The sequence below is a fragment of the Nocardia sp. PLKS1-43 genome, assembly GCF_059510335.1.
Genome location: NZ_JCAJZQ010000001.1, coordinates 1,248,845 through 1,268,974, shown reverse-complemented (window position 1 = coordinate 1,268,974; position 20,130 = coordinate 1,248,845). Strand labels below are relative to the sequence as shown.

Sequence of the window (20,130 nt, the reverse complement as noted above, 5' to 3'; positions counted from 1 at the left end):
GGCAGCGCGGTTGCCATCAGATCGTTAGCCGTCTATCGTTTTTCGATAGACGGCTAACGAATGGAGTTGTGATGATACTGCTCACCGGAGCGACCGGGAACATCGGTAGCGAACTCGTGCAGGCCCTTGCCGCCGAGGACGTCGAGTTCCGCGTGTTCGTCCGCGATCCGGGACGCGCGGAGCGCGTTCCCGGGCGCGCGCACCGCGCGGTCGGCGACCTGGATGACCCGAGCACATACGCACCCGCACTCGACGGTGTCGATCGCCTGTTTCTGCTCGTGCCCGGGACCGGGCTCGAACACACTCGCGACATGGTCGCCGCGGCGCGGGCGGCCCGGGTCGGCCGGATCGTACTGCTGTCGTCCTACAACGTGATGGGTGACCCGATCCCGGCAATGGGGCGCTGGCATCACGAACGCGAGACCATCGTGAAAGCCTCCGGCATCCCGTACACGATCCTGCGGCCGGGCGGCTTGATGACCAACGCGCTGCAATGGGCGCCCGCGATCCGCGCCGGAGGCGTCGTGGACGACCCGACAGGGCCCGGCCGCTACGCGCCGGTCGATCCGTACGATATCGCCGCGGTCGCGGCCAAGGCTCTGGTCGAGAACACCCATGAGGGCCAGGAGTACTACCTCACCGGCGAGGAGACCTTCACCATCGCCGAACAGATCGCGGTCATCGCGGCGGCGATCGGCCACGAGATCGCGGTACGCGAGGCCGCCACTCCCGAGCAGGCCGTCGCGTCCCGATACCCGAACGGCGCACCCCCGGCGCTGGCCGCGGCCATCCTGGAGGGCTTCACCCTCATGCGCCGGAACACCACCGGATTCCGCACCGACACCATCGAACGTCTTCTCGGTCGCCGACCCCGATCCTTCACCGAGTGGTGCACCCGCAATATCGACGCGTTCCGCACCGGTCAGGGCCCCGGCGAGGGGTGATGCCGGACGACGTGGCCATGGCGGGAATCCGGTCGCGGCGATCACGCCCTGGAAAAAACATACGGTCGTATGTATGCTTTGTTTCGCGGGACGTCCCCGCACCCAGACGGACGAGCCGGCAGAGGACGACAAGCATGGACAGCCACCGTATGTTCGAACTGGCACAGGCTTTGGCTGTGGCGAAAAGCAGGCAGGATCTGCCAGCCGCGATGCGCCTGCTGCATCCCGACATGGTGTTGGAAAGCCCGGCGTTCGGCACCACGGCTCACGGCTGGGCGGAGAACGAGCGGGCTCTTGCGCGGTTCTTCGCGTCCTTTCCGGACTACCAGGTCGAGCCGGCGGGTCACGCCGACGACGGGGAGACGCTCGTTTGCTGGGGTACCGCACGAATGACCATGACGGGCAACAGGTTCGGGGTCACCCCGAATGGCGTGCGGGCCGAGCTGCCGGTATTCATCGCATTCACCTTCGCCGACGACCTGATCGCCGGTGAACGGTTCTTCTTCGACCTGTCCGTCCTGTGCGCCCAGTCAGGGGTGTCCACCGACGCGGTGCGCCGCACCCTGTTCGGCACCGCCGATCTGGAAGGAGCCCGGGGATGACCGCCCAAACCCGCGTCAAGCCTGTCGAAACAGTCAGGACCGCAAAGCTTTTCGACATCGTAGTGGATTTGGATGTCCCATTGGGATTCGGCGGCCGAGGCCCGGTGGGCCGACGTGTGCTCTACGGCGCTGCGGGCGGATCATTCACCGGCCCGCGATTGCGCGGCGAGGTGCTCGCGGGCGGCGGTGACTGGGCACTGTTCCGGCCCGATGGCACGATGCTGCTCGATGTGCGCCTGACGCTGCGCACCGACGATGGCGAGCTGCTGTACATGACCTATCAGGGCCGCTGGGTGACCCCGGCGGACGTGCGCGCCGAGATGGCAGATCCGGCCACCCGGCACGGGGTGGACCCCGCGCGGTACTACTTCCGCACGAACCCGCTGTTCGAAACCGGATCCACCCGCTATGCCTGGCTCAACGACGTCGTCGCGGTCGGAACGGGATACCTGGTCGACGGTGGTGTGGCCTACCGTGTCGAGCAGGTGCTGTGAGCAGAGTTGCGCGCCGGTTCCCGAGTACCGAGAGGCCACCCGCCGATGTCCGAGCACGACCCCTCCCCCCGTGACCCGGACACCGATCGGCGGCGGCAGCGCGGGGCGCGCTCGCGCCGACTCATCACCCGCCATGCGGTCGACGTCGCATCGCTGGACGGTCTCGGCTCGCTCAGCTTCGGGCGCCTCGCCGAGGACCTCGACTTCAGCAAGGCGGGAATCCAGACACTGTTCGGCACCAAGCAGAGCCTGCAGCTGAGTACGGTGGAAACCGCACGCACGGTGTTCATCGATGCGGTCATCCGCCCAGCACAGCAAACGCCGCCCGGCATGCCGCGGTTGCGAGCCCTGCTCGAACACTGGATCGGCTACGTCGAGCAGCCGCTGTTTCCCGGCGGCTGCTTCTGGAACGCCAATCTGCCGGAGTTCGACAGCCACCCCGGACCGGTCCGGGACGCGCTGGTGCGACAGCGCCGCGACTGGCTCGACACCCTGGCCGGGCAACTCGAACACGCCGCGACCGGTCACCAGCTTGCGCCGACCGATATCGAACTGACCGTCTTCCAGCTCGAGGCCGCCCTCAACGCCACCAACACCGCATTGCGGCTCGGCGAATACGGCAGCGTCGACACGCTGCGCCGGGTGATCGAAGGTCTGCTACCGCCGCGCGCCGCGGCTACTCGGCCGACTTGACCTCGATCTTGGTGGTCTTCTGCTTCGGCTCGCTCAGCGGAACGGTCACCGACAGGATTCCCTTGGCGTAGCTGGCGTCGATAGCATCTTCCTGCGCGCCTTCGGGCAGGGAGACGGTGCGCTCGAACGTGCCGTAGCTGAACTCCGAACGCCCGTCGTGCTCATGGCTTTCGCTGCGCTCGGCCTTGATGGTCAGCAACCCGCCGTGCACGGACACCTCCACATCCTTGGCCGGGTCGATGCCGGGGATCTCGGCGCGAACCACGTAATGCCGCTCGTCGAGTGACTCCTCCACCCGCATGACATGCCCGCCCAGCATCGGCGCCAGCCCGCCCCACCAGTCGCTGAGGTCAGGGAAGAGCGAACCAGGGCGATGGACAGGAAGTACGTTCATGATCACTCCTCGACTATGTGGTGGGAAACGCTCACTCCGATCTCACCGCTGCGCCATCGGCGCCCCTAGGGCACCGAGTCTTCACCCCGGGGTGACGTAGGTCCCGGGGCCGTGCGAGTCACAGTTCCGGCGGGTGCACGACCATGACGGGGCACTGCGCGTGCTGCACCAGGGAATGCGATGTCGAGCCCAGCAGCGCGCCGAGCAATCCGTTGCGGCCGCGACTTCCGACCACCAGCAGTTGCGCTGATTTCGCCGAATCCAGCAGGGCGGTAACAGGATCGGACATCTGCACCTGGCGGGTGACCGGCACGTCCGGATATTCCCCGTGCCGGCCGGCCAGTCGTTCGGCCAGTACCGCCTGCCCGCTGACCTCGATTTCGGGCACCGAGTACAGCACGTACGGGTCCGCCGCGTACAACCCCGAGTTGAGGTCGTGGCACGCGTACACCGCCAGCAGGCCGGTATCGCGTTCGGCGGCCTCGCCGAAGGCCACGCCGACCGCCGCGTCGCCGGCGCGGCTGCCGTCCACGCCGACGACCACCGGTCCCGCGCCGGGCAGCCGGTCGCTCGCGCCCGGATCGGCGCGGACCACCACGATCGTGCCCTGCCCGTGAGCGAGCACCCGCAGCACGACCGACCCCACGTGCCCGGCGAACCCACTCGCCCCGGCGGCGCCCAGAACCACCAGGTACGCCGCGGCGCTGAGCCGCACCAGCACCTCGGCCGGGGTGGCCTCGGAAACCTCGGTCGACACCCGCAAATCCGGCTGGGCGGCCAGGGCGCCGCACCGCGAATGCTCGACGATCGCCGCCGCTTTCGCGCGCAACCCGTGCTGGACCGAGCCGAGCCAGGCGGCGTAGTGGGTCGATTCGCGACGCGCCCGCGCCAACCCGAGCCCGCAGACGATATGCAGCGAGCGCCCGCGCTGTGCGGCCACCCCGGCCGCCCAGTCCAGGGCCAGATCGGCGCCGGCCGATCCATCGACACCCACCACCACCGATGCCGATGCCAGGCGATGCACATCCATCCGAGCCCTCCCGCGCCGCGCAGCGCGCGATCGCGCACCGCATCAGGGCTACTGCCCCGCGTACACGCTCTCCACGAACTCGGCGATCTCCTGCTCGCTCAGGTGCCGGCCGATATCGGCCTCGCTGATCATGCCCACCAGTTTCTTGTTCTCGATGACCGGCAGCCGCTTGATCTGGCGGGCCTCGAGTTCGCGCAGAACGTCCTGGACGCCGGTATCGGCATCGACCCAGCGCGGCGTGCCCTCGCACAGCTCCGCGCAGGTCGTGCGCGCCGGATCACGCCCGGCGGCAATACCTTTGACGACGATGTCGCGATCTGTGATGATCCCGCACAACCGATCGTTCTCATCGCTGATCGGTAGTGCGCCGATATCGAGTTCACGCATCAACCGGGCCGCGCGCGCGAGTGTGTCCGCACGAGAGATCCACTGGGCGCCCGGGTGCATGATGTCCTTGGCTGTGGTCATGGTGTGCCTCCTGCTCGACCGACATGACTCCCTCACCATCACTCCACCCCGCCACCCGCACAAAGAGGACAAAGTCCCCGACCCGTTCCCGGTCTGCTGCACCGTCCACGCGATCACCACCGAGGTCGGCAGCATCGGTGCCGCGGACGCCGCAGTGGACTGCCGTGCTGGAGCCGGGCGGGCTCTGCCGGGCGCGGGTGTATGCCCACTTCGGCCCAGAAGCTCGAAATCGTCGATACCTTCCGCCGCGGCGGGGACATCGCGAGTAACGCTCACTGGCGAACCCGATGCTGCGGGTGGCGGTCGCCGCCGCGCTGGTGCTGCGACCGGCCGCGCTGTATCTGCCATCTGCCGCTGCTGCGGGACCTGCTCGGCGCCGCACCGTTGACCGGCCCGGGCCTGCTCGTCGTCGCGGGTATGCCGCCCCTCGGATACGACGCCGTGCGACTCGACTCGACCGCCCGCCGTGCTCCGGTCGCCGCCGAACCGTTTCGGCACCAGCCGCCCGCGCGGACCATGTGCCACCGTGAAAACCCTTGGGCCGCAACGCTTTCACAACCAATCGCCAGCGCCCGGCCGGACCGGAGGGTGCTGCGGTGGGCGGTATCCGCGATGCGCCGCGCACCTGCGCGGGCGATGCGGCTAGCGCACCGAGGTGCGCCGGAGTTTGACGTTGACGAACTCGCCCATGCCCCAGCGCGCCAGCTCGCGTCCGTAGCCCGAACGCTTGACCCCGCCGAAGGGCAGGCCGGGCAACGTCGTTCCGTGCTCGTTGACGTACGCCATGCCGACGTCGAGGCGGTCGGCGACCTGCTCGGCTCGTTCGAGGTCGCCGCTCCACACCGACCCGCTCAGCCCGAAGCCGACATCGTTGGCGAGCTGGACCGCGTCATCGACCGAGCAGGCCCGGTACACCATGGCCACCGGGCCGAAGATCTCCTCGGAGTAGGCGTCCATTCCCGGGGTGATGCCGGTCAGGACCGCCGGGTCGAGGAACGCGCCGTCGCCGCCGCCCGGTGAGCCGCCCGTGTGCAGGGTCGCGCCCTGCCGCACGGCGGTGCTGATCTGGTCGGCGACGGTGTCCCGTGCGGACACCGAGGACAGCGGGCCGACTTCGGTGTCGCGGTCGGCCGGGTCCCCGACGACCGCGCGATCGAATTCGCCGACCAGGCTGCGCACGAAGTCGTCGTAGAGTTCGTCCAGGACGATGAAGCGTTTGGGCGAATTGCAGGCCTGGCCCGCGTTGGCCAGTCGCGCCCGCGCCGCGATCTTGGCGGTTTCGGCCATATCGTCGGTGTCCAGCAGGATGAACGGGTCCGAACCGCCGAGTTCGAGCACCGACTTCTTCAGATTCTTCGACGCCTCCGCGGCGACCGAGGCCCCGGCTTTCTCGCTCCCGGTCAGCGACACTCCGCGGATCGCCGGATGCGCCAGGAGCTCCGCGATCTGCTGCGCGCTCGCGTACACGTTGATGTATACGTCGTCGGGAATTCCCGCCGTGTGCAGTATGTCGGCGATGAGTTCGGAGGAGGCGGCGCAGATCGACGCGTGCTTGAGCACGATCGTGTTGCCCAGCAACAGGTTCGGCGCCGCGAAACGCGCGACCTGATAGTACGGGTAGTTCCACGGCATCACTCCCACGAGCGGGCCGATCGGCAGCGTCTGCACCACCGATTCCTGCGCGCCCTGCGGGTCGAGCTGCTCGGTGCTCATGAGTTTGGGGCCGTGCTCGGCGTACCAGCGATAGATGTCCGCGGCCAGTTGCACCTCCTCGGCCGCCTGCGTGATCGGCTTGCCCATCTCCCGGGTGACGGCCGCGGCCAGCTCGGCGGACCGCTTCTCGTACAGCTCGGCGGTCCGGGCCAGGGCAGCGGCGCGTTCGGCCACGGGTGTGCGCCGCCAGGACCGGAATCCCTCGGCGGCACGGTCGGCGATATCGGAAATCCGGTCATCGGGCAATCCCGGGAATTCACGCTCGGTGATGCCGGTGGACGGGTTCGTGGTCACATAAGTACTCACAACGCGCTCCTACCTGTCAGCGGCCGATGCAGCTTGCTCGCGGGCAGCACACCGCCCGGGGATTGCGCCGCACAGTCGCTGCCGGGCTCTGTTCGGGAGGTGCGGTGCCCGCGCCGGGGTACTACCCCGGTCGTGCGGCACCATGCGCCCGTTGCGGCAAGCCGCCTGCCGGACAGCCTCTCGACACCTGTCACCAGCGGCCACCGCAACCGGCATCGGCAGTGTCGCCACCTGCGCACCCGCACCGGCAGGCCAGCGCGCCACCGTGCGGCCGCGGGGTGCGCCTGTGCGCCCGTCCGGGCGCAGGCAGCCGGACGGCGAGAGCGTCACCGAGTCCGTCCCCACCGGTTGTCCCGGCCGAGTGCGGGACCGAGGTGCGCTCGCGCAGCACCTTCCCCGCCGAAGTCCGATCCGGCTGTGGGGCAAGCCCGCATACAGAACCGTCCACCGACCTGCGTGACGGCACGGACGAGACGGGCTTCGCCCCTCTGATGATCGGCAGGCACCGACAAGGGGCAACCGCGCGAAAACAACGACAATGGGGCTTGACCAGCACTTGTGCCGTGTTGTCGGTTCGGGCTGCGGGTGTGCTCGGCTACATGGAATCTGAGGTTGGCAGGCCCGGCAGGATGCGCACATACCGCGCGGAAGGCCGGCGAGGGTACCCATGTTTGGGGCAGGCAGACGCTGGTGACCGACACGATGATGGTTTGGTGGCCAACACACGAGCGAACGATCTCGGCGGGTTTCTGCGCAGCCGCCGCGAACGGATGACTCCACAAGAGGCCGGTATCGAACCTGGCTTCACTCATCGGCGAGTCCGGGGGCTGCGCAGAGAAGAGCTGGCTGAGCTGGCCGGTGTCAGTGTCGGCTACTACACGCGACTCGAACAAGGGGTCAGCGACAGCGCGTCCGCTGCGGTCATCGACGCGCTGGCCGCGGCATTGCGGCTCGATTCCGCCGAGCACGAGCATCTGCGGACTCTCGCCGCGCCGAGACGGCCGGCTCGCTCTCGTTCCCGCAGAAGCAGGGTGCGGCCCTCGATACGGGAATTGCTCGAGGTCATCTCTGGAATACCGGCGATCGTGATCGACCACCGTGCCGAGGTCCTCGCGTGGAATCGTCTCGGTCACGCTCTGCTGGCCGGCCATGTCGACTTCGACGCCCCGGACACGAAGGTCCGGCCGAACATCGCTCGTATGCTGTTCCTCGATCCCCATCACCGCGCGTTGTATTGCGACTGGCACGCCAAAGCGCAGGTCACGGTCGCGGCTCTGCATCAGGCGGTGGCGCGGCATCCCGCCGACCACATGCTCGAACAGATCGTCGGCCAACTCGCCGTCGACAGCCCGGAGTTCGCGAAAATGTGGGCGCGGCGACCCGTCCAAACCTGCTCGTACCACGTGCGCGAGCTGGACCATCCCATCATCGGTCGAGTGAACCTGGCGAACGAGACGGTCACTTTGACCGACGATGACCAGCAGATCGGGCTGTTCTACGCGCGTCCCGGCACATCCGACGCCGACGCGCTCACCCTGCTGACACGGAGCCTCGAACCAGCAACAACCCGGTCTCGGAAGGAGAATCTGCGGTGAGAATCATCGTTGTCGGCGGTGCGGGCACGATCGGACGACGGTTGGTGCCCGCCCTGCACTCACACGGCCATGACGTTGTCGTGGCCGGACGCACCTCGGGTGACGTCCGAGTCGATCTGACCTCACACGAAACCATCGAGTCCCTCTACCGCGAGGTCGGGCAGATCGACGGAGTCGTGAGCATCGCAGCGCACGGTGCGCTCGACGAGTTCAGCGCGCTGACATCGGCCGCGCTATATGACAACATGCGAGCCAAGTTCTTCGGGCAAGTCGACCTGGTCCTGACCGGGCAGCATCATTGTGCCGACGGCGCGTCCTTCACCCTGACATCCGGTATCTTCGCCGACCAGCCGTGGCCGCATGTCACCGGCGGCGGCGTCATCAGCGGTGCGCTGCACAGCTTCGTCCTCTCGGCTGCGATCGAGCTACCGCGGCGTATGCGGATCAACGTGGTCAGCCCTACCATGATCGGTGATTCCGTCGACGCCTTTGCCGCGGACTTCCCTGGCATGCGTCCGGTGCCGATGGACGAACTCGTCGACCACTACCTGCACTGCATCGAAGGCGACAACACCGGCCGAGTCATCCGCGCATACGGCTGACACGCTCCGGCGTGGCCGGCGGAAACCAACCCAACATGGCTGAGGCCGGTTCCTGCAAACCCCGCCTCGCGCGTGTAGCACCCATCAACTCGGAACCAGCAAGCCCGCCATCGCTGCTGGTCAAGCAATTGTCGTTGGTTTCCGCGCCGTTACTACCGGGACCCGACAAGGCCCGCAAGCGATATGACGATCAGCCATTCCGTCGCGGATTCCGGCCCCGGGCCGGGGTATCACCAGCCAGGCCGACTCCAGCATCCGAGGGGATCGGGGACAGCGACGCGGGTGCGTCGCCGCGGTCAGCAGACGGTGCGCAGGTAGCCGGGCGCACCCGCCGGGGTGACCCCGCGGTCGCGCCGGACGATGCTCAGCGATCGGCCCCAGCGGGTGCACGCATTGCGCGAACCCGCGGCGGTGTATTCGATGACGATGACGTGGTCACCGAACGCGGCGGTGTATTCCTCGCAGTCGCCCTGCTCGCCGCATTCTTCGGCGATGGCGAAATCCAGGCCGTTCTGCCGGTGCCGGGCGGCGAGTTCGGCGGTGTTCTTCTGCGCGACGGCCAGGCCTCGGGCGTGCGCGTGGGCGGACAGCAGGCGCACGTAGGCTTGGGCGTCGCGGTCGGACAGCAGACCGTGCGAGCGTGTGAAGCTGTCGTAGTTGTCCGGCTCGATGGCCTGATATCCCTTGGCCGCGCAGTCGTCGACCCAGGCGTTCACCTTCGCCGCGATGCGCTCACGCGTTGCCGCGGTTCGCAGGTCGAGCAGCGCCTCGTTCCAGTCCTGGTCCATGACGACCGCTCCGTCCGGGGCGCGCAGCACCAGCTCGCCCCACTCGGCTTCGCTGTCCGGTTGGGCTTGGAAAGCGTTGAGGTAGCAGATGTTGTAGATCCCGGCCGCGGGTCGCGCGGTGTGGTCGCGGCCGACGACCCGCACTCCGGGCGGCGGCGGGTAGGCCCCGCCGATCTGATAGTCGAAGTCCGCACCCGGCGCCGGCACAGTGACACCGGCTGCCGGGGTGTCCCCGGCTCCCGGCGAGCCGGACGGGGAACACGCGATGCACCCGGCGACCGCGGCCGCCACGACACCGGCCAGCGCTCGCGCGCGCGGCCCGCTCACCGCGGCACCGGCGAAACATTCTGCGCGCGAACACACCTCATCTCGACGACCGAATATCCGAGACCGCGACGGTTGCGGCGCCGCTGGGCAGGCCGCCTGGATCGGTCGTCGCCGGCCCGGCGCGGCGATACCCGCGGCAGCGACGGTGCGGACGGTCCCGCCCCGCGACACCGCGGCCGGGCGATCGGCACGGTCACGGCCGGTGGCCGTGACACGCAGTGATGAGCCGACAGCGGGCAAAGGTTGGCACAATGATCTCGCTCGTCCGGGGGCGGGTCAGCGATCGTGCGATTTCTGCTGCGGCAGTACGGGTTTGATGTCCAGGATCGGTGTGCCGTCGATCGCTTCCAGGTCCGCGACATCGATGCGTGCGGTGTCGTGGTCCACCGCGAGGATCCGCACGGTGTGCAGGCCGATCGGGTTGGGCCGGTGCGGAGAGCGGGTGCTGAACACGCCGGTGAGGGGCGCTGACGGATCGCGCCGGGGGCGCACGGTGAGGGTGTCGCGGTCCGCGCGGTCGAGCCAGGTGAGCACGACCACCTGGTCTCCCGCCCGCAGCTCCCGCATGGCGGGGCCGAGTCCGGGCTCGAGCACCAGCCTGCTCGGCGGCGCACCTTCGAAACCTTGCCGGGGTGCGGTCCGTGGATCGGTCAGGCCGGATTCGACCCGCCCGATCGGGCGCAGCTCGAAGGTGTCCATCAGCAGTTCCGCTCCCTGAAACATCAGTTGCCTGCCCTCACCGTAGCCGCCGGGCACTGTCCCCGGGGCGTCCCGCTGGTGGTCGGTCGCGCACCACCGAGGCGCCGCATCGATTCCGTTCGCGCGCAGACCGATCCGGTGTCCGCTGCACCGGCCGACGCCACCACCCCGTCGCGTGGGGCTGCTACCGTCGAGACGGGGTTGTCACCCGCCCTACACGAGGGAGCATGCCATGGGCATCATCGCCATGATCGTCATCGGTTTGATCGTCGGAGCCATCGCGCGTCTGCTGGTTCCGGGGCGCCAGCGCATCGGCTGGCTGGCCACCATCGTCGTGGGCATCGTGGGCAGCTACGTGGGTGGCACCCTGGGCAGCCTGGTGTTCGAGCCGCACGTGTTCAGCATCCACCCGCCCGTCCACCACATGTTCCTGGGCTCGATCGTGGGCGCGGTGATCGTGCTGCTCATCTTCGACGCGATCCGCAGGCGAGTGTGAGCGCCCGCGGGCACTGACCGAAGCTCCCGGCCCGCGCCCTAACCCGCCAGAGCGGCGGGTTCGCGGTCGACCGGTACCGGCGGTGCCGGGCAATTGTGGTGGTGGGTACTGAACCACTTCGGCACTCCCCGGGCGGCCAGCAGGCGGCGGGCGGCGGGCTCGTGGACGAGGTGCTCGATGAGGGTCAGCAGAAGGTTCGCATCGCAGCGTGCCAGGTAGGCCGGGACACCGAATTCGCCTGTGCGGTCGAACAATCGGTTGTTCGGCGGTGTCGCCGGGTCGGTCAGGCGCAGCACGATGGTGGGGCCCTTGCGCAGGTAGAACGCGACGTGCTGCGTTCTGGTGTGCAGTCCCGCGATGTCGTCCCAGGCCAGGAAATGGTCCCGCTCGCGCACGTCCAGCAGCGGATTGCGGCGCAGGATCCCCGACGGGTACAGCTCGATGTGGATGCGCCAGCGCGCGGCGAACAGCACCAGCACCAGTGCGGCGGCCAGCGCCCCCGACCCGGCCAGGGCGGCGGGCGCCCGGTCGTGGTCGAGCGCGGAGAACGGGAACGGCCCGCTGATCCCGTCCCGTCGCGCCCACCAGCACGCTTGGCCGAAAGCGATGAGTCCCGACAGAATCGAGACCAGCGGAACGATCCGGGTGGGATGGCTCACCCGCACCCCCACACCCCGTTCGATATCGCAACACCGGCGAACGGCGAATCCGGCCACCCTCGCCGAAGGTGGCAGCAGCTCGCGCAGCATGCCCAGCGCGACGGCCACGAATCCCAGGGCCGCCACCGCCAGTCCTGCAGCGCCCACGGTCACCACGAACGGGCCCGTGCCCCACCGCCATATCATGACAATCGCCCACACCAGGACCGTCGCCGCGCTCCCGGCGACCAGACCGGCCGCGGGGACGACCACGAACGCCGGACGGCGACCCGGCCAGATCTGGTGCAGTCGCAGTTTCGGAAAACGCACCGGCGCAGCCGGATTCGTGTCACGAAGCAGCCAGAGTCGTTGCGAGGCGAAAACGGTGCCCCGGCGCCGGATCCGTCGATACCGCCGTCCAGCGGCATCGACCGCCGTCCCGATGATCTGTCGATAATTCATCACAATGTAGACGAAACCTACCACCGGCTCGCCCATCGTCCGCCCTCGGCGCGCCCACCGCCAACCGGCAGGTCGGCGACCGGAAAGGCAGCGGCGCGAGCACGCCCGGAACGCACACGTCGCGCGGATCGCAGCCTTCGTCGCGGCCGGCTCGGGCATCTCGTCGCAGCGTCCCGCCCTGCCCGGTGCGCCCGGCCCCGCAGGGCTCGGATTCGTTGCGGGCGCGGCCCGCGAACTGTGCCCTGCCCGCACGGTGACCGATGGTGACGATCACAGGGGTGAATCCGGTGTCGATGCCGAATCCGCGGGTATGCGCCTACCGGACGACCACCGATCGGTCCGGGTCCGCTCGCGGGCGCGGACCAGTACATCACGATCAGGAGGGCGGAACCTTGCCGAAGACGACCACGACCGGAAAACCGAAGAAGTCCGAACTGCCCGGCACCATCGCACGCTCGGACGACAAAGCCCAGCGCACCTTCGCCGAGGCGCACGATTCCGCGTTGAACGAATACGGCAGCGAGCAGCGGGCGCACCGGGTGGCCTACAGCGCGCTCAAACACAGCTACGAGAAGGTCGGCGACCACTGGGAGCCCAAGGAACGACGCGGCCCGTCCGACGAGCGCGCCGAAAGCGGCGGACCGAACGCGCAGGGCCGCAGCGCCGAGGGTGTGGATGCCAACGCCTCCAAGGACCACCTGCGTTCGGTGGCGAAACGGCTGGAGATCACCGGCCGATCGAAGATGACCAAGGCCGAACTGGTGTCCGCGATCGAGAAGGCCAATCGCCGGGAAAGCGCCGCAAGCCGCAAGAAGGGGCCGGAACGGTGAGCGATCCCGACATAGACCCGGTGACCGCGGAATCGATGCAGCAGGACGCGGATTTCGCCGAGGAGCACACCAAGGCGACCCACGCCGATGAGCACCCGGCCGGAAAGGAACTCGAAACCGACGAAGCGACCCCGCACGGCACGAGCGGTATGGACGAGTGAACCCTGGGGCGATGTTTACCCGGCAATGCCCGGGTATCTCGCGCCCATGACCGACATCGACTACCCGGCTCCCAGCACACCGGATTCCGGAACCAGCGAGGCGGCGCTGGTGACGATTCTGGACACCGCTCGCGCCGCGCAACCGGAGTGGGCCAGGACGCCGGCGACCGAACGAGCGCAGGCGTTGCACGCCGCCGCGGCGGCGGTGCGCGAGCACGCGGACGAGTTGGCCGCCACGCTCGAGCAGGAGACCGGCCGACCGCCTCGATCTGGACGCGAGGGCGTGCTGGCCGGGGCCGGCACCCTGGCCCAATATGCCGAACTGGGCCCGGTGCACCGCGGTCGGACACTGCAAGGTGGTTGGGACGCAACCGATTTCATGATCCCGCAACCGCGCGGCGTCGTGCTGGCGCTGACCCCGTGGAACGATCCGGTGGCCATCGCGTGCGGATTGCTCGGCGCCGCGCTGGTGACCGGGAACACCGCGGTGCACAAACCCAGTGAGCGATGCCCGCGCACCGGCGCCCTGTTCAGTCGTCTGCTCGCCGAACAGTGCCCCAGCGGGGTGCTGCAGACCGTCTCCGGCGACGGCCGGATCGGCGCCGCACTGGCCCGCTCACCGGGGGTGGACGTGATAGCGCACGTCGGCAGCACAGCGACCGGGCGCAGCATCGCCGCGGCCGCCGCCCGCACCGGGGCCAAGCTGCTGCTGGAGAACGGCGGCAACGATCCCCTGCTGGTCGACGCGGACGTCGATCCGGTGTGGGCCGCCGAACAGGCCGCGATCGGCGCCTTCGCCAACGCCGGGCAGATCTGCGTGTCGGTCGAACGCATCTACGTCCATCGCGCGGTGGCGCAGCAATTCCTCACCGCGCTGTGCGACGAGGCCGAGCGCTGGAATCTGGATCCTCAGCCGCTGGTCGATGCGCGCCTGCGCGCCCAGGTGCACGCCCAAGTGCGCGAGGCCGTATCCACCGGCGCGAAAGCCCTTGTGGGCGGGACGATCCCGCAGGAGCCGGGTACGGTCTACCCGGCGACGGTACTCACCGAGTGCACACCGGATATGCGCATCCTCAACGAGGAGACGTTCGGCCCCGTGGCTCCCGTGCGGGTGGTGCCGGACTTCGAGGCCGGCCTGCGCGAGTCCTGCGCGGGCGAATACGGTTTGGCGGCAACGCTTCTCACCGACTCGATGGCACACGCGCAACAGGCGTGGCGGGATCTGCCGGTGGGCACGGTGAAGGTCAACGCCGTCTTCGGCGGTGCACCCGGCGGCGCGGCGCAGCCTCGCCGCAACTCCGGCACCGGATACGGCTACGGCCCCGAACTGCTCGACGAGATGACCACCACCAAAGCCGTGCACCTGCAACCAGCGGTGGCTCGCGCCCGGTGAGCGATCGCGCCCCCGCGCCGCCCGCACACGAATAGACCTGCACCTCGGGGTATTCCGAGTCGCCGCAGCCGAAACCCGCTGCGGGCAGTGCGGACAGAGGGCGACCATGCGGCTGCGGCGCAGCGACCCCTACGGCCCGGGAACCCAGCGCACGCGCCGCGGATTCGGCTACGCCGGTGCCGAGGACCGATCGCTCTGCGACCGAACGATGAAACGCATTCGCGCACTGGCGATTCCGCACACCGGCACCACCGACGACGAACGCCGGGCGATCATCGACCGCGCGGTGATCCGCCTGCTGCGCCGCACCTGCTGAACCACGCGCATGCGCCGGTGGTGCCAGCGCGGATCACGGACCGGCCGAGGGCGCTGATTCGAGCGCGTCCGATCCGGACAGGGCGCGACCGGCCAGCAACGCCGCCCCGGTGCCGGTCGCCGCGCAGCCCAGCACGATCGACCACGCCACAGGCCCCAGTGCGACACAACCGAAGAACCGGTTCACTCCAGGAGTCATGATGACCGTGGCAAGCAGGACCGAACTGCCTGCCACAGTGGTCCAGACCAAGCGGCTGTGCCGCCCGATCACCAAGGTCTGCCCCAGCTGCGTGCCGATCAGGGCGGCCAGGGCCATGGTGTCGGCGCGGCGACGTCGGCCGGTCGCGCGGCCCAGCAGCCATGCCGCACTGGCGCCGAAGGTGGTGCACGCGCCGCGCACGGCGACCGCCTGCAGGAAATCGGCGCCGATGCCCGGCGATGGCCCGAGCGTCGTGCCCGATATCTCGGCGTCGTCGACGGGCCGGCTGTCCGCCAGCGTGATCGCCATCGCCGGGCCCAGATCGGTCAGCAAATTCACCACCAGGAATTGCCGGGTGCCGATCGGGGCGCGCCCGGACAGCAGCGTGCCCAGAACGGTGAACGCCACCTCACCGGCATTGCCCCCGACCAGCACGCCGATCGCATCACGCACCCGCTGCCACATACCGCGCCCCTCGGCCAGCGCTTCTCGCAGCACGGTGAGGTCCAGCACCGAGCCGGTATCGGTGAGGATCAGGTCCGCGGCCTCGCGTGCGGCGACCGACCCTCGGGCGGCCAGCCCGATACCGACGTCGGCGGTGCGGATCGCGGCCGCATCGTTGCTGCCGTCACCGGCCATCGCCACCGTGTGCCCGCGCCGTTGCAGCGCCGAGACGATGCGCACCTTGTGCTCGGGCGAGACCCGCGCGAAAACCGTTGCGCGCTCGATCAATTCGGCTTGGCCGTCCTCGTCCAGCATATCCAGGTCCGCGCCGGTGGCCACCGTGTCCGCGGGAATGTCGAGCTGATCGGCGACCGCGCGCGCGGTGATCGGATGATCCCCGGTGATCATCCGCACGCTGATGTCGTTGCGAGCCAAGTCGGCGAGCAGTTCCAGCGCCTGCGGGCGCGGGCTGTCCGCGATACCGAGAAAGCCCAGCAGGATCAGCTGCTCGATCTCCTCGGTGAGATCGTCCGGAGCAGTCACGAAATCACGGCGCGCCACCACCAGCACCCGCAGCCCCCGTGCGGCCAGCCGCCGCACCGCGGCTTCGGCCTCGGCGCGGCGCTCGGGCGTGAACCGCGAAACCCGATGGCGGCCTTCATCATCGGTGCGCAGAACCTGATCACAGTGCGGCAGAAGAACTTCCGGGGCGCCCTTGACCGCCAGCCGGATGTGCCGCCCGGTGTTGCCCACCGCCGCGGAGTAGCCGCGAAAGCTCTCGAACGGCACCTCCTCGATGGGATCCCACGGATGAGGCGGCCGGTGCCCCAGATGCGTGTGCGCCGCTTCCACCACCGCCCGGTCGGTGGCATGCACCAGCGGGGCCTGCCCGGGATCGGGGCAGGCGTGCGCGGCCGCGCGCAACAACTCCCGCGACTGCGGCGTGCTCGCGAAACACTCACTGTCCCACTGACGATCGAGATCGGCGACCGCGACCAGCCGCAACTGCCCCTCGGTTAAAGTGCCGGTCTTGTCGAAGCACATGGTGTCGATCCGGCCCAGCGCCTCGATCGTGCGACTGGAACGCACCAGCACACCACGCCGGGACAGCCGCCGGGTAGCGGCCAATTGCGCCACCGTCGCCACCAGCGGCAGCCCCTCCGGGACAGCGGCCACAGCCACGGCCAGCCCGCCGGCCAGCGCCGGGCGCAACGGCAGACCACGCAGGAAACTGGTGACGGTCACCGCGGTCCCACCACCCAGGGTGAACGGCAGCACCCGCTCGGTGAGGCTGTGCAGATGCTCCTGCACACCCCCGAGCGGCGGACGACCCGCGGCGGCCAGCGCGCGACCGGCCTCGGTCGCGGCGCCGACCCCGACCACCACCGCGGTCGCCTCGCCGCTGACCACGACACTGCCCTCGAACACCATGCTGGTGCGCTCGGCCAGCACAGCACCGGGTGTGGCGGGCGTCTGCTTCTCCACCGTCACCGATTCCCCGGTGAGCCCGGACTCGTCCACCTCCAGCCCGTCGGTGTCCAGCAGCCGCGCATCGGCCGGAACCACCTCGCCGGTGGCCAGCGCGATCACATCACCGGGCAGCAGATCATCTGCGGGAGTAAGGGTTTCGCCGTCATCGGTGAGCCGCCGAGCAGTCAATCGCTCGCCGAGCAACAGCTCGTCCAGCGACAGTCGCGCGCGACGGCGCTGCAGCGCCGACACCGTGGCGTTCAAGCCCAGCACCGTGCCCACGAGCACCGCGTCGGTGGGCGAGCCCAGCAGCGCCGAGGCAACCGCGCCCACACCCAGGATCGGGGTCATCGGATCGGCCAGCTCGCGGCGCACATCCGCGACCAGATCGGCGAGACTCGCCACCGGCGCGGCCAACCGCCGCGACAGACGGCCGACGGTTGGGGCGCCGGATGACCGAAGCTCCAGCGGCGGCCGGTGCGGAGCGGGGAGCCGGGCCAGCACCTCGTCCGGTTCCAGCGCATGCCACGGCACCAGCCGCACATCGGCCGGCTCGCTCGCGCGCGCGGCCCGGCGCACCGAGTTCAAGCCCGTGACCAATCCCATCAGGGTGGCCGCGGTGACCGGGGTGGACGCCCGCGCCGCCCGCGCCGCGGCCGGACCCGAAGCGAGCAGCAGACCGCTGAGCGTCGCGGCCGACAGAGTCAGGACCCGCCCGCGCTCACTGACCTCGCGCGCCAGTGCGGTCGCGGCGATGATCTGCCGTGCCGAACTCAGATCCGGGCACAACACATCCGCCTGCCACGGAATCCGCGGCGGCGCGCCGGGACGCCGAGTGGCGATCCCGATGCCCGAGTCGGCCGCGGCCAGGGCGCGATGTGCCTCGCCACCGACCACCGCCACCACATGTCCCTGCCGCTGCAGTCGCCGCACCAGCTCGGACACCGAGCCGCCGGCGAGAACGAATTCATCAGCGCTGCGCCGTAATTCGCCGGTGCCCTCGTCGCCGATCAGCACCACCCGCAGGCCCGCCCGCCGGGCGGTGGCCAGGAATCCGGCAGCGCCCGGATGCGGCTCGTCCCCGATCAGCACCCGCCCGACCACACGTTCGCGCTCACGCAGCACATGCCAGCGCGGGCCCTCGTAATCGTCGCCGGTGCCGCCGGCACGTGATGGCGGGTCGGTAGCGAGGTCCAGGCGCAGATCGTCGCGCTGATGTTCCGGTGGCGGCGGAATCGGCAGTTCCTCGTCATCGCGCCACAGCAGCCGCTGCGCGGCGCTCCACACGTGCTCCACCGGCCAGCCCTCGTCGAGTGAGTCCGCGTCCAGAACCACCGCCCGCTCACCGCGCACCGCGTCCCGATCGACGACCACCGCCGAGATCCGGTCCAGGCGACGCCACATGAGCGGGTCCAGAGTCAGCACACCCCGCGCGGCCATCAACGTCGACAACGCACCGGCGAAACTCTCGCGCCCGGCCCGCGCCGCCCGGGGCACGCCGGCGGCCACGGCGTCGGCGGCATCGGCGACCGCACGACCACCGGCCAGCGTCGCCGCCGAGCCGACCGCCGCCGCGGCGCTGACCTGTTCGGTGCAGCGCTCGATCGGTCCGTGCGGCAGCGGCACCGGTCGCGGCAGCGGCGGGTCGTACTCGTAAACGCCCGGCGCGTCGGCTTCCGCGATCATCTCCTCCCAGCGCCGCCACTGGGCGAAGCGAGCGGTCGCCTCGACCAGCCGCACGGCCCGCTGCGCCGCGTCGGCGCACAGACCGGGCACTTCCGCGTCCAACGCACGGCCGACAGCGTTTCCGATCGTGATCACGGTATCGGTGCGATGGCGGCCGAGCTGAGCTTCGAGCGCGCCACGCAATCTGGGCTGGCCGTCCACCAGCGCCACCGCACCGCGCACCACGTGCGCCAACGGCGGCGCCGGGAGCATCCGAGGGGCCAAGCCCGCCCCGATACCGATGACGTCACCGGCCAACTGCAGCGCCGAGGTCCACACCGGCTCGCGATCCGACGGGTGCTCGAACCGGCGGTTCCACCCCAACTCACTGGTCCCGGCGAGATCTTCGACGCGTTCCAGGATCACTTCCAGCTGTTCCGCGGACATCCCGTGCGACCCCGGAGCCACCACGACCCGCCCGGTGGCCGCGTTGATCTGGAACCAGTCCACATCCGGTTCCTGCTCGAGGTGCTTGTACACCAGCTCGGCCACCCGAGCACTCCCCGCCGACCGCAGGCCGCGCACTTCGGCGTGAATACGACTGTCGTGCACCGTGATCCGCCGCTGCATTCGCATCCGCCGCGGATCAACCAACGCACCGAGTTCCCGGCCCATTCCCTCGATGAGTTCTGCGGCCGTGTCGGTGACTTCCGGGTCCGCCAGCCGCGACGCCATCGACACCGGCCACCGCAGCAAACCCAGCGTCGCTCCGGCGGCAGCCAGGGGCAATCGGATCGGCGCGGTGACCACACCGGGCAGCGACACCATCACCGTGCGGCGGGCCGTGACCGCCGAGAACCTGCCGTGGACTGCTTCTGCCTGGTCGTGGACTTCTGAGCGGTCGTGGTCTTCTTCTGAGCGGCCGTCGTCTTCTTCGGGCCGGTGGTGGTCTTCTTCCGGCCGGCGGTGGACTGCTTCGGCCGAGCGGTCTTGCGCGGCCTCGGCGCTTCGGCCGTGTCGTGCTGGCCGGATTCGGTTCTCGCGCGCCGCAACAGGTACCCCGCGCCCGCGAGTCCGCCCGCGGCCACGGCTATCGGCCAATCGACCAGTCCCGCCACACCCACTGCGAGGACGCCGAGCACGGTGGCCGTCGGCATATCGATCCCGCTCTGCGCCCCGGATACCGCGCCCTCGACCGTGCCGCGCGCGGCGCCGGTCACCGCCCCGACGACAGCTCCCCCGGCCGCCTCGGCCGCGTGGACAGTCGCCGATGCCGTAGCGCCGAGCGTCCGGACAGTCTCGGATGCAACACTCATCTCATTCACACCCCAGTCGTCGTAGGTAGCTTGAAACTTCCCGCGGAAACCAGTGCGTTGCCAGAATACCCCTCAATGTTCACCTG

General features: G+C 69.6%; 20 protein-coding genes. 11 read left to right on the top strand and 9 right to left on the bottom strand.

Annotated elements, in window-relative coordinates; translation table 11 throughout:
- The first annotated feature begins 71 nt into the window (after positions 1-71).
- From AC5WS7_RS06075 to AC5WS7_RS06060, 4 genes are all read left to right on the top strand, one after another.
- Positions 72-944, top strand: a complete 873-nt coding sequence (locus tag AC5WS7_RS06075; RefSeq protein ID WP_495953317.1) for an SDR family oxidoreductase — start codon at positions 72-74, stop codon at positions 942-944.
- A 134-nt stretch (positions 945-1,078) separates the two neighbouring features.
- The gene (locus tag AC5WS7_RS06070) at positions 1,079-1,546 is read left to right on the top strand and encodes a nuclear transport factor 2 family protein (protein ID WP_495953316.1); all 468 of its coding nucleotides are present in this window, start codon (positions 1,079-1,081) and stop codon (positions 1,544-1,546) included.
- The gene (locus tag AC5WS7_RS06065) at positions 1,543-2,040 is read left to right on the top strand and encodes a DUF3237 domain-containing protein (RefSeq protein WP_495953315.1); all 498 of its coding nucleotides are present in this window, start codon (positions 1,543-1,545) and stop codon (positions 2,038-2,040) included. Before AC5WS7_RS06070 ends, AC5WS7_RS06065 begins: the two co-directional genes overlap by 4 nt.
- Before the next feature lie 45 nt (positions 2,041-2,085).
- The gene (locus AC5WS7_RS06060) at positions 2,086-2,733 is read left to right on the top strand and encodes a TetR/AcrR family transcriptional regulator (RefSeq protein ID WP_495953314.1); all 648 of its coding nucleotides are present in this window, start codon (positions 2,086-2,088) and stop codon (positions 2,731-2,733) included.
- On the opposite strand, the gene AC5WS7_RS06055 is transcribed toward AC5WS7_RS06060, so the two are convergent.
- From AC5WS7_RS06055 to AC5WS7_RS06040, 4 genes are all read right to left on the bottom strand, one after another.
- A complete protein-coding gene (locus AC5WS7_RS06055; RefSeq protein ID WP_495953313.1) occupies positions 2,717-3,127 on the bottom strand; it encodes an Hsp20/alpha crystallin family protein in 411 nt (136 codons plus the stop codon). The genes AC5WS7_RS06060 and AC5WS7_RS06055 overlap by 17 nt on opposite strands.
- Positions 3,128-3,245: 118 nt before the next feature.
- On the bottom strand, positions 3,246-4,157 hold the full coding sequence (locus AC5WS7_RS06050; protein ID WP_495953312.1) for a universal stress protein: 912 nt from the start codon (positions 4,155-4,157) through the stop codon (positions 3,246-3,248).
- Between the two features lie 48 nt (positions 4,158-4,205).
- On the bottom strand, positions 4,206-4,625 hold the full coding sequence (locus AC5WS7_RS06045; protein ID WP_495953311.1) for a CBS domain-containing protein: 420 nt from the start codon (positions 4,623-4,625) through the stop codon (positions 4,206-4,208).
- 642 nt (positions 4,626-5,267) lie between these two features.
- Positions 5,268-6,644 carry an NAD-dependent succinate-semialdehyde dehydrogenase gene (locus AC5WS7_RS06040; RefSeq protein WP_495953310.1) on the bottom strand — a complete coding sequence of 459 codons (1,377 nt, stop codon included), beginning with the start codon at positions 6,642-6,644 and terminating at the stop codon, positions 5,268-5,270.
- Positions 6,645-7,357: 713 nt separating this feature from the next.
- Here AC5WS7_RS06040 and AC5WS7_RS06035 point away from each other — a divergent pair.
- A complete protein-coding gene (locus AC5WS7_RS06035) occupies positions 7,358-8,239 on the top strand; it encodes an MmyB family transcriptional regulator (RefSeq protein WP_495953309.1) in 882 nt (293 codons plus the stop codon).
- On the top strand, positions 8,236-8,841 hold the full coding sequence (locus AC5WS7_RS06030; protein ID WP_495953308.1) for a short chain dehydrogenase: 606 nt from the start codon (positions 8,236-8,238) through the stop codon (positions 8,839-8,841). The genes AC5WS7_RS06035 and AC5WS7_RS06030 overlap by 4 nt, the downstream gene beginning before the upstream one ends.
- A gap of 296 nt (positions 8,842-9,137) precedes the next feature.
- On the opposite strand, the gene AC5WS7_RS06025 is transcribed toward AC5WS7_RS06030, so the two are convergent.
- Both AC5WS7_RS06025 and tsaA read right to left on the bottom strand, forming a co-directional pair.
- A complete protein-coding gene (locus tag AC5WS7_RS06025; RefSeq protein WP_495953307.1) occupies positions 9,138-9,956 on the bottom strand; it encodes an endo alpha-1,4 polygalactosaminidase in 819 nt (272 codons plus the stop codon).
- Between the two features lie 276 nt (positions 9,957-10,232).
- Positions 10,233-10,679 carry a tRNA (N6-threonylcarbamoyladenosine(37)-N6)-methyltransferase TrmO gene (gene tsaA, locus AC5WS7_RS06020; RefSeq protein WP_495953306.1) on the bottom strand — a complete coding sequence of 149 codons (447 nt, stop codon included), beginning with the start codon at positions 10,677-10,679 and terminating at the stop codon, positions 10,233-10,235.
- Positions 10,680-10,887: 208 nt separating this feature from the next.
- Between tsaA and AC5WS7_RS06015 the strand changes: the two genes are divergently transcribed.
- Positions 10,888-11,151 carry a GlsB/YeaQ/YmgE family stress response membrane protein gene (locus AC5WS7_RS06015; RefSeq protein ID WP_495953305.1) on the top strand — a complete coding sequence of 88 codons (264 nt, stop codon included), beginning with the start codon at positions 10,888-10,890 and terminating at the stop codon, positions 11,149-11,151.
- A gap of 38 nt (positions 11,152-11,189) precedes the next feature.
- Here the strand turns inward: AC5WS7_RS06015 and AC5WS7_RS06010 are convergent, their stop codons facing one another.
- Positions 11,190-12,251 carry a hypothetical protein gene (locus AC5WS7_RS06010; protein ID WP_495953304.1) on the bottom strand — a complete coding sequence of 354 codons (1,062 nt, stop codon included), beginning with the start codon at positions 12,249-12,251 and terminating at the stop codon, positions 11,190-11,192.
- Positions 12,252-12,643: 392 nt separating this feature from the next.
- On the opposite strand from AC5WS7_RS06010, the gene AC5WS7_RS06005 reads away from it, so the two are divergent.
- The 4 genes from AC5WS7_RS06005 to AC5WS7_RS05990 all read left to right on the top strand — a co-directional run bounded on the left by AC5WS7_RS06005 (position 12,644) and on the right by AC5WS7_RS05990 (position 14,951).
- Positions 12,644-13,081: a ChaB family protein gene (locus AC5WS7_RS06005; RefSeq protein ID WP_495953757.1), complete on the top strand. Its 438-nt coding sequence runs from the start codon at positions 12,644-12,646 to the stop codon at positions 13,079-13,081.
- On the top strand, positions 13,078-13,242 hold the full coding sequence (locus tag AC5WS7_RS06000) for a hypothetical protein (RefSeq protein ID WP_495953303.1): 165 nt from the start codon (positions 13,078-13,080) through the stop codon (positions 13,240-13,242). Before AC5WS7_RS06005 ends, AC5WS7_RS06000 begins: the two co-directional genes overlap by 4 nt.
- Before the next feature lie 46 nt (positions 13,243-13,288).
- The gene (locus AC5WS7_RS05995; RefSeq protein ID WP_495953302.1) at positions 13,289-14,635 is read left to right on the top strand and encodes an aldehyde dehydrogenase family protein; all 1,347 of its coding nucleotides are present in this window, start codon (positions 13,289-13,291) and stop codon (positions 14,633-14,635) included.
- A gap of 106 nt (positions 14,636-14,741) precedes the next feature.
- The gene (locus AC5WS7_RS05990; protein WP_495953301.1) at positions 14,742-14,951 is read left to right on the top strand and encodes a hypothetical protein; all 210 of its coding nucleotides are present in this window, start codon (positions 14,742-14,744) and stop codon (positions 14,949-14,951) included.
- 33 nt (positions 14,952-14,984) lie between these two features.
- On the opposite strand, the gene AC5WS7_RS05985 is transcribed toward AC5WS7_RS05990, so the two are convergent.
- Both AC5WS7_RS05985 and AC5WS7_RS05980 read right to left on the bottom strand, forming a co-directional pair.
- Positions 14,985-19,556: a cation-translocating P-type ATPase gene (locus AC5WS7_RS05985; RefSeq protein ID WP_495953300.1), complete on the bottom strand. Its 4,572-nt coding sequence runs from the start codon at positions 19,554-19,556 to the stop codon at positions 14,985-14,987.
- Complete coding sequence (locus tag AC5WS7_RS05980) at positions 19,556-20,044, bottom strand: hypothetical protein (protein ID WP_495953299.1); 489 nt, start codon at positions 20,042-20,044, stop codon at positions 19,556-19,558. The genes AC5WS7_RS05985 and AC5WS7_RS05980 overlap by 1 nt, the downstream gene beginning before the upstream one ends.
- Positions 20,045-20,130 lie beyond the last annotated feature (86 nt).

Bases quoted from the DNA above. Each gene is read 5' to 3' on its own strand.
- AC5WS7_RS06070 (WP_495953316.1), top strand. From the start codon at position 1,079: ATGGACAGCCACCGTATGTTCGAACTGGCACAGGCTTTGGCTGTGGCG.
- AC5WS7_RS06055 (WP_495953313.1), bottom strand. From the start codon at position 3,127: ATGAACGTACTTCCTGTCCATCGCCCTGGTTCGCTCTTCCCTGACCTC.
- AC5WS7_RS06060 (WP_495953314.1), top strand. From the start codon at position 2,086: ATGTCCGAGCACGACCCCTCCCCCCGTGACCCGGACACCGATCGGCGG.
- AC5WS7_RS06075 (WP_495953317.1), top strand. From the start codon at position 72: ATGATACTGCTCACCGGAGCGACCGGGAACATCGGTAGCGAACTCGTG.
- AC5WS7_RS06050 (WP_495953312.1), bottom strand. From the start codon at position 4,157: ATGGATGTGCATCGCCTGGCATCGGCATCGGTGGTGGTGGGTGTCGAT.
- AC5WS7_RS05990 (WP_495953301.1), top strand. From the start codon at position 14,742: ATGCGGCTGCGGCGCAGCGACCCCTACGGCCCGGGAACCCAGCGCACG.
- AC5WS7_RS06015 (WP_495953305.1), top strand. From the start codon at position 10,888: ATGGGCATCATCGCCATGATCGTCATCGGTTTGATCGTCGGAGCCATC.
- AC5WS7_RS06010 (WP_495953304.1), bottom strand. From the start codon at position 12,251: ATGAATTATCGACAGATCATCGGGACGGCGGTCGATGCCGCTGGACGG.
- AC5WS7_RS06065 (WP_495953315.1), top strand. From the start codon at position 1,543: ATGACCGCCCAAACCCGCGTCAAGCCTGTCGAAACAGTCAGGACCGCA.
- tsaA (WP_495953306.1), bottom strand. From the start codon at position 10,679: ATGTTTCAGGGAGCGGAACTGCTGATGGACACCTTCGAGCTGCGCCCG.
- AC5WS7_RS05995 (WP_495953302.1), top strand. From the start codon at position 13,289: ATGACCGACATCGACTACCCGGCTCCCAGCACACCGGATTCCGGAACC.
- AC5WS7_RS05985 (WP_495953300.1), bottom strand. From the start codon at position 19,556: ATGGTGTCGCTGCCCGGTGTGGTCACCGCGCCGATCCGATTGCCCCTG.
- AC5WS7_RS05980 (WP_495953299.1), bottom strand. From the start codon at position 20,044: ATGAGTGTTGCATCCGAGACTGTCCGGACGCTCGGCGCTACGGCATCG.
- AC5WS7_RS06045 (WP_495953311.1), bottom strand. From the start codon at position 4,625: ATGACCACAGCCAAGGACATCATGCACCCGGGCGCCCAGTGGATCTCT.